This window comes from Paraclostridium benzoelyticum (assembly GCF_001006285.1).
Taxonomy (GTDB): domain Bacteria; phylum Bacillota; class Clostridia; order Peptostreptococcales; family Peptostreptococcaceae; genus Paraclostridium; species Paraclostridium benzoelyticum.
This window is the reverse complement of record NZ_LBBT01000220.1, coordinates 1-1,403: the sequence shown is the minus strand read 5'-3', so window position 1 is coordinate 1,403 and position 1,403 is coordinate 1. Positions and strand designations below refer to the sequence as shown.

The following is a 1,403-nucleotide window of genomic DNA, read 5'->3' as shown; positions in this document are numbered from 1 at the left end:
ATATTGAAGATTAAGAGTGACTTTTTGAAAAAATTAGAATATACTTATATCAAGAAGGAAGTGATCAAGTGTATAAAGTAATAACGAATTGTCCGGTATGTGACAAAGAGATGAAAATAATGAAATTAAAATGCAATCATTGTAACACAACAATAGAAAATGAATTTTCGTTTACTAAATTCAATAAATTATCAAAAGAACAACTGAATTTTATAGAAGTATTCTTAGCATGTAGAGGAAATATAAAAGATGTAGAAAAGCATCTTGGGATATCTTATCCAACTGTTAGAGGTAAGTTAGATGAAATAAATAATGCATTAAATCCAAATATAAAAAAAGATACATCTAAAGAAAAACAAAATATTATGGATATGTTAGAAAATGGTGAAATAAGCTCAGATGAAGCAATAAATCTTCTAAAAAAATTATAAAAACTAAATTGTAGCGTATATAGTACTAGCAAGGATTCGGGTTAGTAAGTTATTCAAATAAATTGTAAAGGATGGTAAAAATGGAAGATAAGAAAAGAATATTAAAAATGGTTGAGGAAGGTAAAATAACTTCAGAAGAGGCTATTAAATTATTAGAAGCACTAGAAACTAGCAATAATGAAAAATCAGATGAAAAAAAAGATATATCAGCTGAAGAGTTTTTAAATATAACTCCAAATCCAGATGGAGAAAAAATGTTATACGTAAGAGTATTAAGCTCAGATGGGTCAAAAGTAAAAGTAAATATACCATTAGAATTTATAAAAATAATGGGTGGCATAGGTAAAATGCATATTGGTGAACTTGAAAAACATAATATAGATTTTGATAAATTAATGGATGCAATAGATAAAGGATTTGTAGGTAGAATCGTTGAGGTAGAAGACGGTAATGATCGAGTAATAGTTGAAATATGCTAAGAGGTGAACATATTGAAAGTTATAGTTAAAAGTAAGTCGGGCAATAGTAACTTAAACTTAAATATACCTATGTCTGTAGTTATTGCTGGGTTAAGGTTAGGAAAGCCATTTATAAAAAAAGAACATATAAATAAATATAACAAAGGTAGTAATAGTAAAGAAATCATAAAAGACAGTGAAGATATCAAAGAAATGATAAATGTTCTAATTAAGGGATTAAAGTACTTGAAGAAAAAACATAAGGGATTGGTATTGGTAGATATAGAGGATCATAGTGAGATAGTAAAAATACAAATATAAAACGTATAAACGGGATGGATATTAATTTCAGTCAAAAATTATTTTTATTGTCCATAAGCATTTGAAACTTAATAGCATTATCTAAAAATAGTTAATGTAAATTTAATACTTTTATCTAAGTTTAGGTAAAGTATTTTTGCCTATAATTTCATTTTTACAAATATATCCTATCTTACTCATCGTAAATTTTCAT

Annotated in this window: 3 protein-coding genes; all 3 read left to right on the top strand. The window is 25.8% G+C overall.

Annotated features, from left to right (window positions below; translation table 11 throughout):
- The first annotated feature begins 68 nt into the window (after positions 1-68).
- On the top strand, positions 69-431 hold the full coding sequence (locus tag VN21_RS10880) for a DUF2089 domain-containing protein (RefSeq protein ID WP_039965800.1): 363 nt from the start codon (positions 69-71) through the stop codon (positions 429-431).
- 80 nt (positions 432-511) lie between these two features.
- On the top strand, positions 512-910 hold the full coding sequence (locus VN21_RS10875) for an SHOCT-like domain-containing protein (protein WP_052952046.1): 399 nt from the start codon (positions 512-514) through the stop codon (positions 908-910).
- A gap of 12 nt (positions 911-922) precedes the next feature.
- Positions 923-1,210 (top strand): hypothetical protein, encoded by a 288-nt coding sequence (locus VN21_RS10870; RefSeq protein ID WP_046823295.1) that lies wholly within the window; start codon positions 923-925, stop codon positions 1,208-1,210.
- Positions 1,211-1,403: the final 193 nt, after the last annotated feature.

Bases quoted from the DNA above. Each gene is read 5' to 3' on its own strand.
- VN21_RS10875 (WP_052952046.1), top strand. From the start codon at position 512: ATGGAAGATAAGAAAAGAATATTAAAAATGGTTGAGGAAGGTAAAATA.